The following is an 8,006-nucleotide window of genomic DNA, read 5'->3' on the forward strand; positions in this document are numbered from 1 at the left end:
TCGCCGGGAACGGCGGCTTGAAGCGCGGCTGGCCCTTCTTGCCTTCGAGCGATTCCAGCAGCGCCGTTTCCTCGCCGCAGATGTACGCGCCGTAGCCATGATGCGCATGCAGCTGGAACGAGAAGTCCGAGCCCATGATCCTGTCGCCGAGGAAGCCCGCCTTGCGCGCCTCCTCGAGCGCCGCCTCGAAGCGTCGATACACTTCGAAGATCTCGCCGTGGATGTAGTTGTAGCCGACGGTGATGCCCATCGCGTACGCGCCGATCACCATGCCTTCGATCAGCGCATGCGGATTCCAGCGCAGGATGTCGCGATCCTTGAACGTGCCCGGCTCGCCCTCGTCCGAATTGCAGACGAGATATTTCTGGCCCGGGAACTGACGCGGCATGAAGCTCCACTTCAGGCCGGTCGGGAAACCCGCGCCGCCACGGCCGCGCAGGCCCGACGCCTTGACGTCGGCGATCACCTGTTCGGGGGGAATCTTTTCTTCGAGAATACGGCGCAGCTGCGCGTAGCCGCCGCGCGCGACGTAGTCTTCGAGATGCCAGTTCTCGCCGTTCAGACCGGCAAGGATAAGCGGTTTGATGTGACGATCGTGGAGGGACGTCATTTCGAGAGCTCCTCAAGCAGCTGGTCGATCTTTTCGCGGCTCATGAAGCTGCACATTTTGTGATTGTTCACCAGCAGCACCGGCGCATCGCCGCACGCGCCCATGCACTCGCCTTCCTTCAGCGTGAACTTGCCGTCCGGCGTCGTTTCGCCGAAGCCGATGCCGAGCTTCTGTTTCAGGTAATCGGCGGTCGCTTCCGCGCCGCCGTGCGGACCAAGCTGGCACGGCAGGTTCGTGCAGAGCGTGATCTTGTGCTTGCCGACAGGCTTGAGCTCGTACATCGTGTAGAACGTCGCGACTTCCTCCACGGCGATGGCCGGCATGCCGAGATAATCCGCGACGAACTCCATCAGTTCGGGCGACAGCCAGCCATGCTCTTCCTGGGCAACGGCCAACGCCGACATCACGGCGGACTGCTTCTGATCGGCGGGATACTTCGCGATCGCGCGATCGATTTCTTTCAGGCCTTCAGCTGAGATCATTTTCAGACACGACTCTTTCAATTCCTACCGAACGAACAACCTGCCGCACGGGGTGCGTGGGGCAGACCTGGCGCTCACTGTTGACAGCTTGCGAAGCCGCGCCGGTCGGGCGCGCCTCGCGCATGACTTACCGCTCGCCGCCCGCTGCGCGGACGGCGCAATCCGCAATCATTAGCGATCGATTTCGCCGAACACGATGTCCTGCGTACCGATGATCGTGACCGCGTCGGCGATCATGTGACCGCGTGCCATTTCGTCGAGCGATGCCAGATGCGCAAAGCCCGGCGCGCGGATCTTCAGGCGGTACGGCTTGTTCGCGCCGTCCGACACCAGATAGATGCCGAATTCGCCCTTCGGATGCTCGACCGCGGCATATGCCTCGCCCTCCGGCACATGAAAACCTTCGGTGAAGAGCTTGAAATGGTGAATCAAGTCTTCCATGTTGGTCTTCATGCCGACACGCGACGGCGGCGCAACCTTGTGGTTGTCCGTCATCACCGGGCCCGGGTTCTTGCGCAGCCACTCGATACATTGCTTCGCGATGCGGACCGACTGGCGCATTTCCTCGACGCGCACCAGATAGCGATCGTAGCAGTCGCCGTTGACGCCGACCGGCACATCGAAGTCGAGGCGGTCGTACACTTCGTACGGCTGCTTCTTGCGCAGATCCCACTCGATGCCCGAGCCGCGCAGCATCGGCCCCGTCAGACCCATCTGCAGCGCGCGTTCCGGGCTGACCACGCCGATGCCGACGAGACGCTGTTTCCAGATCCGGTTGTCGGTCAGGAGCGTTTCGTATTCGTCGACGCACTTGGGGAAACGCGTGAAGAAATCGTCGATGAAGTCGAGCACCGATCCCTGGCGCGCTTCGTTCATCCTTGCGAGCGCCTTCTCGTTGCGAATCTTCGACGCCTTGTATTGCGGCATGGCGTCAGGCAGATCGCGGTAGACGCCGCCCGGACGGTAGTACGCCGCGTGCATCCGTGCGCCGGACACCGCTTCGTACACGTCCATCAGGTCTTCGCGCTCGCGGAACGCATAGAGGAACACCGCCATCGCGCCGACGTCGAGCGCATGCGCGCCGATCCACATCAGGTGGTTCAGCACGCGCGTGATTTCGTCGAACAGCACGCGGATGTATTGCGCGCGCTCCGGCACGTCGATGCCGAGCAGTTTCTCGATCGCCAGCACGTAGCCGTGCTCGTTGACCATCATCGACACGTAGTCGAGACGATCCATGTACGGCACGGACTGGATGAAGGTTTTGGTTTCGGCGAGTTTTTCGGTTCCGCGATGCAGGAGACCGATGTGCGGATCGGCACGCTGGATGACTTCGCCGTCGAGCTCGAGCACGAGGCGCAGCACGCCGTGCGCTGCCGGGTGCTGCGGACCGAAGTTGAGCGTGTAATTCTTGATTTCTGCCATGACGCCCTCTTAATGTTCCAGACCGCCATAGCGATCCTCGCGGATCACGCGCGGCGTGATTTCGCGCGGCTCGATGGTCACCGGCTGGTAGACGACCCGCTTTTCTTCCGGGTCGTAACGCATTTCGACGTAGCCCGTCACCGGGAAGTCCTTGCGGAACGGATGGCCGATGAAACCGTAGTCGGTCAGCAGGCGGCGCAGGTCCGGATGACCTTCGAACACGATGCCGAACAGGTCGAACGCCTCGCGCTCGTACCAGTTCGCGGAACTCCACACATCGACGAGGGACGGCACGATCGGCAGATCGTCGTCCGGCGCGAACACGCGCAGGCGCAGGCGCCAGTTGTTCGCCACGGAAAGAAGGTGCGACACGGCCGCAAAGCGCGGACCGTCGTAGGCACCGTCGCCGTAGGTCTGGTAATCGACGCCGCACAGGTCGATCAGCTGCTCGAAACCGAGCGTGCGATCGTCACGCAGCGTCTTCGCGACTTCGAGGGAATCGCTCGCCTTCACGACGAGCGTCAGTTCACCGACCGCTTCGGTAAGGCTCACCACGCGCGCACCGAGCGCGGCTTCGAGGTTCGCCTTGAGGATCTCGATCTTGCTTGCCATATTGTGGGGACACTCGGGGCTTATTGACGGGCGATGGTGTTCGTGCGGCGGATCTTCGCCTTCAGCTGGATCACGCCATAGACCAGCGCTTCCGCGGTCGGCGGGCAGCCAGGCACGTAGACGTCGACCGGAACGATCCGGTCGCAGCCGCGCACGACGGAATAGGAGTAGTGATAGTAACCGCCGCCGTTTGCGCACGATCCCATCGAGATCACCCAGCGCGGCTCGGCCATCTGGTCGTAGACGCGGCGCAGCGCTGGCGCCATCTTGTTGCAGAGCGTGCCGGCCACGATCATCACGTCCGACTGACGCGGACTCGGACGAAACACGACCCCGAACCGGTCGAGATCGTAACGGGCCGCGCCCGCATGCATCATCTCGACGGCGCAACACGCAAGCCCGAACGTCATCGGCCACAGCGAGCCGGTGCGCGTCCAGTTGATCAGTTTGTCAGCCGTGGTGGTGACAAACCCTTCCTTCATGACCCCTTCGATACTCATTTCTTTCTACTCCAGACGGGCGGCGAAGTGTGGCCGCCCATGCAAACCGGCGATTAATCCATCACTCCCAGTCGAGCCCGCCTTTCTTCCAGATGTAGGCAAAGCCCAGCAGGAATTCGAGCAGAAAAATCATCATCGCGACGAAACCAGGCCAGCCGATGTCGCGCAGGGCCACACCCCACGGAAACAGAAAGGCTGTCTCGAGATCGAAGATGATGAACAGGATGGCAACAAGGTAGTAGCGCACGTCGAACTTCATCCGCGCGTCTTCGAAGGCTTCGAAGCCGCATTCGTATGGCGCGTTCTTTTCGACGTCTGGCTTGCTGGGGCCGAGGAGCTTGCCGATACTCACTAGCGCTATACCTAAACCAGTGCCCACAAGAAGGAACAACAAGACGGGGTAATAGGCTGCGAGGTTCACGACCATCCTCTTTCGGTTAGTTCTAAGCGTCCGAAGAGTAACACCCTTCGGCGAAATGAATCATTTCGGAGCGCCTACGATCGCATCACAGCCACGACCGTATCCTCAGGCGTATCCCAGAAATGAAAAATGCCAGCCACGTGAAGCTGGCTGGCATTAAGCAACTTTGGTGCCGACGGCGAGACTCGAACTCGCACAGCTTTCGCCACTACCCCCTCAAGATAGCGTGTCTACCAATTTCACCACGTCGGCACTTCATGCAACCCGGGAGCCTTCTCTCTGCTTCCCGTGAATCGCTTCAAGAATTAAATTCTAACCTGCCTTCAAAAATTGTTCAACGCATGAATGCAGAATTTTTAACTTTTTTATTTCGGAACGTCCTGACCCGGCGCGCTCGCAGCCGAACCGGCAGCCGCCGAAGCCGCGACAGCAGGCACGGACGCAGCCGATGTCGGCGCAGTCGCGACAGCACCGAGCACACCCACCGACGGCTGCGACTTGTACGAGCCGAGATACGTCAGCGTCAACGTCGAAACGAAGAAGATGGCTGCGAGGACTGCGGTCGTGCGCGACAGGAAGTTTGCCGAGCCGGTCGCCCCGAACAGGCTGCCCGACGCGCCACTGCCGAATGCAGCCCCCATGTCGGCGCCCTTGCCGTGCTGAAGCAGCACGAGACCAATCACACCGAGCGCAGCCAACACCTGCACCACAATAATCAGCGTTTTCAAATACAGCATCACATCCACCCGATTGAATCGGACGTCCGGCTCATGCCGCACGCCCTCATGGTTCATCAATACGTTTGCGATTGCGGACCGCTCAGCGCGCGGCCCGACAGATCGCGAGAAAATCTTCCGCCTTCAACGACGCACCGCCGATCAGGCCGCCATCGATATCCGGCTGCGCGAACAGCTCTTCCGCGTTGTCCGGCTTCACGCTGCCGCCGTACAGCACCGACACGTCCGCCGCACCCTTTGCCGCGAGCCGCGCCCGCAGGAACGCGTGCACCTGCTGCGCCTGCGCCGACGTCGCGCTCTTGCCGGTACCGATTGCCCAGACCGGCTCGTAGGCGACGACAATGCGCATGGCTTCGTCGGCCGACAGCACGTCCAGCACCGCATCGAGTTGCGCGCCGACAACCTGCTCGGTCGCGCCCGCTTCACGCTCGTCGAGCGTTTCGCCGACACACACGACCGGCGTCAGCCCCGCCGCAAGCGCACGCTGCGCCTTCGCCGCGACCGTCTCGTTGCGCTCGCCGTGATACGCACGACGCTCCGAGTGACCGACGATCGCATAGCGCGCGCCGAATTCCGCGACCATCGCCGCGGCCACTTCGCCGGTGAATGCACCCTGCTCGTGCGCGGACACATCCTGTGCACCCCATACGACACGACCACCGCCGAGTTGCCCCTGAACCTGCGCAAGATACGGGAACGGCACACACACGCCGACCTCCGTCTCCGCCGGCACCGAGACCGCGCCCTGCACCACCTCGTTCAGCAACGCCTGGTTGCCGGCCAGCCGGCCGTGCATCTTCCAGTTGCCGATCACACGCTTAGTTCTCTGTTTCGACATCGTTTGTCTAGTCATCGACGCACCGGGAACCGGCCGTCAGGTTTCATCCGGCGAAGCAAACCCGCGATTTTACTGCGCGCCGCTTGAACCGGTCAAACCGCGCATGTCAAGCACGGCGGATCACGTGCGGCCGGCCGGTCAGGCGTTCGCACCCCAATCGAGCACTATCTTGCCGATGTGCTCGCCGCTCTCCATCAGCGCATGCGCCTGCGCCGCCTGTTCGGCGGGCAGCACGCGATAGATCACCGGCTTGATACGGCCGTCGGCGATGAGCGGCCAGACACGCGCCTTCAGCTGCGCCGCAACGCGCGCCTTGAACTCGACCGGGCGCGGCCGCAGTGTCGAGCCGGTCACCGTGAGCCGGCGGCGCAGAATCTCGTTCAGATTGATCTCGGCCTTCGCACCGCCAAGCAGCGCGATCAGCACGAGGCGGCCGCCGTCGGCCAGCGCGGAAAGCTCGCGCGGCACGTAGGCGCCGGCGACCATGTCGAGGATCACGTCGACGCCACGGTCATGCGTCGCCGACTTCACGACCTCGACAAAATCCTCGGTCTTGTAGTTGATCGCACGTTCCGCACCCAGCTGTTCACATGCACGGCACTTGTCTGCGCTGCCCGCTGTCGCGAACACGCGAAAGCCGAGCGCGTGCGCGATCTGGATGGCAGTCACGCCGATGCCGCTCGAACCGCCCTGGACAAGCAGGGTTTCCTGCGCGCCGCCCTCGCCCGCACCGAGGTGCGCGCGGTCGAACACGTTGCTCCACACGGTGAAGTACGTCTCCGGAAGAGAAGCGGCCTCGATGTCGGTCAGGCCCGCCGGCACCGGCAGGCACTGCAACAGCGGCGCAACCGCGTATTCGGCATAGCCGCCGCCCGCGAGCAGCGCGCAGACGCGATCGCCGAGCTTCAGGCCGAACGGATTGATCGCGGGGTCGGACAGATCGCCGCCGACAATCTCGCCCGCCACTTCGAGGCCAGGCAAGTCCGATGCGCCAGGCGGCGGCGCATAGGCGCCCTTGCGCTGGAACACGTCCGGTCGATTGACACCGGAAGCCGTCACCCTGATCAGTACTTCGCCGCGTTTCGGCTCGGGGCGCGGTCGATCGACAAGCTTCAGGACGTCGGGAGCACCGAATTCAGTGATTTCGATAGCTTTCATGTGCGTCGCTCCAAGGTCGGAAGAAAATACGTGCCCCACGCGCGCGTCGTTCGCGCCGCGCTACGCGCGCCTGCCTCGCGCGGAAGATCCTACATAAAAAACGGCCGGCGCGCTTTCACGCTGCCGGCCGTTTGTCCGTCCGCTTACTGCTGCGGCGGCGTATCGGTTTGCGGCGCTGCCGCCGCTTCATTCAGGAGCGCCTTCGCGGACAGGCGCACGCGGCCCTTTTCGTCCGTCTGGATCACCTTGACCTTGACCTGCTGGCCTTCCTTCAGGTAGTCGTTGATGTCCTTCACACGTTCGTTGACGATTTCCGAAATGTGCAGCAGACCGTCCTTGCCCGGCAGCAGGTTCACGATCGCACCGAAATCCAGCAGCTTCAGGACCGTACCCTCGTACACCTGACCGACTTCGATTTCGACCGTGATGTTCTCGATGCGCTTCTTCGCTTCGGCCATGCCTTCGCTGCTCGTGCTCGCGATCGTCACGACACCGTCGTCCGAAATGTCGATCGTCGTGCCGGTCTCTTCGGTCAGCGCGCGGATCACCGAACCGCCCTTGCCGATCACGTCGCGAATCTTTTCCGGATTGATCTTGATCGTGATCATGCGCGGCGCGAATTCCGACAGTTGCGTATTCGCACCCGACACCGCTTCCGTCATCTTGCCGAGGATGTGCATGCGGCCTTCCTTCGCCTGTGCGAGCGCGACCTGCATGATTTCCTTCGTGATGCCCTGGATCTTGATGTCCATCTGCAGCGCGGTCACGCCGTCAGCCGTGCCGGCCACCTTGAAGTCCATGTCGCCGAGGTGATCTTCGTCGCCGAGGATGTCGGTCAGCACCGCGAACTTGTTGCCTTCGAGGATCAGGCCCATCGCGATGCCCGCGACGTGCGCCTTCATCGGCACGCCTGCGTCCATCAGCGCGAGGCAGCCGCCGCACACCGACGCCATCGACGACGAACCGTTCGACTCGGTGATTTCCGACACGACGCGGATCGAGTAGCCGAATTCGTCGGCGCTCGGCAGGCACGCGACCAGCGCGCGCTTCGCGAGACGGCCGTGACCGATTTCACGGCGCTTCGGCGAGCCGACGCGGCCCGTTTCGCCGGTCGCGAACGGGGGCATGTTGTAGTGGAGCATGAAGCGGTCGCGGTACTCGCCTTCGAGCGCGTCGATGATCTGCTCGTCACCCTTCGTGCCGAGCGTCGCGACGACGAGCGC

The 8,006-nt window shown here is 62.8% G+C and carries 9 protein-coding genes, 1 tRNA gene and 1 pseudogene; all 11 read right to left on the reverse strand.

The features are described from left to right. Nucleotides 1–610: pseudogene (locus KH616_RS17890) on the reverse strand (NADH-quinone oxidoreductase subunit F); the annotation flags it as partial. Beyond that, on the reverse strand, nt 607–1,092 hold the full coding sequence (gene nuoE / locus KH616_RS17895; protein WP_292248892.1) for an NADH-quinone oxidoreductase subunit NuoE: 486 nt from the start codon (nt 1,090–1,092) through the stop codon (nt 607–609). The pseudogene KH616_RS17890 and the gene nuoE, both read right to left, overlap by 4 nt. 171 nt (nt 1,093–1,263) lie before the next feature. Further along, nucleotides 1,264–2,517 carry an NADH-quinone oxidoreductase subunit D gene (locus KH616_RS17900; RefSeq protein ID WP_292248895.1) on the reverse strand — a complete coding sequence of 418 codons (1,254 nt, stop codon included), beginning with the start codon at nt 2,515–2,517 and terminating at the stop codon, nt 1,264–1,266. A 9-nt stretch (nt 2,518–2,526) separates the two neighbouring features. Continuing rightward, complete coding sequence (locus tag KH616_RS17905; RefSeq protein WP_292248898.1) at nt 2,527–3,129, reverse strand: NADH-quinone oxidoreductase subunit C; 603 nt, start codon at nt 3,127–3,129, stop codon at nt 2,527–2,529. A gap of 20 nt (nt 3,130–3,149) precedes the next feature. Beyond that, entirely contained in the window at nt 3,150–3,629 is a 480-nt protein-coding gene (locus tag KH616_RS17910; protein ID WP_292248900.1) for an NADH-quinone oxidoreductase subunit B family protein, read from the reverse strand. A gap of 61 nt (nt 3,630–3,690) precedes the next feature. Beyond that, nucleotides 3,691–4,050 carry an NADH-quinone oxidoreductase subunit A gene (locus KH616_RS17915; RefSeq protein ID WP_292248902.1) on the reverse strand — a complete coding sequence of 120 codons (360 nt, stop codon included), beginning with the start codon at nt 4,048–4,050 and terminating at the stop codon, nt 3,691–3,693. Nucleotides 4,051–4,217: 167 nt separating this feature from the next. Then, nucleotides 4,218–4,302: transfer RNA gene (locus tag KH616_RS17920), tRNA-Leu, on the reverse strand. A gap of 113 nt (nt 4,303–4,415) precedes the next feature. After that, on the reverse strand, nt 4,416–4,787 hold the full coding sequence (gene secG / locus KH616_RS17925) for a preprotein translocase subunit SecG (RefSeq protein ID WP_292248906.1): 372 nt from the start codon (nt 4,785–4,787) through the stop codon (nt 4,416–4,418). An 82-nt stretch (nt 4,788–4,869) separates the two neighbouring features. After that, nucleotides 4,870–5,625 carry a triose-phosphate isomerase gene (tpiA, locus tag KH616_RS17930; protein WP_292248914.1) on the reverse strand — a complete coding sequence of 252 codons (756 nt, stop codon included), beginning with the start codon at nt 5,623–5,625 and terminating at the stop codon, nt 4,870–4,872. A gap of 138 nt (nt 5,626–5,763) precedes the next feature. Next, the gene (locus KH616_RS17935; protein ID WP_292248909.1) at nt 5,764–6,783 is read right to left on the reverse strand and encodes an NAD(P)H-quinone oxidoreductase; all 1,020 of its coding nucleotides are present in this window, start codon (nt 6,781–6,783) and stop codon (nt 5,764–5,766) included. Nucleotides 6,784–6,926: 143 nt separating this feature from the next. Beyond that, nucleotides 6,927–8,006, reverse strand: a 1,080-nt coding sequence (gene pnp, locus KH616_RS17940; protein ID WP_292248911.1) for a polyribonucleotide nucleotidyltransferase, incomplete at its 5' end; no start/stop codon positions are given.

Source organism: Burkholderia sp., assembly GCF_018375725.1.
GTDB lineage: Bacteria > Pseudomonadota > Gammaproteobacteria > Burkholderiales > Burkholderiaceae > Burkholderia.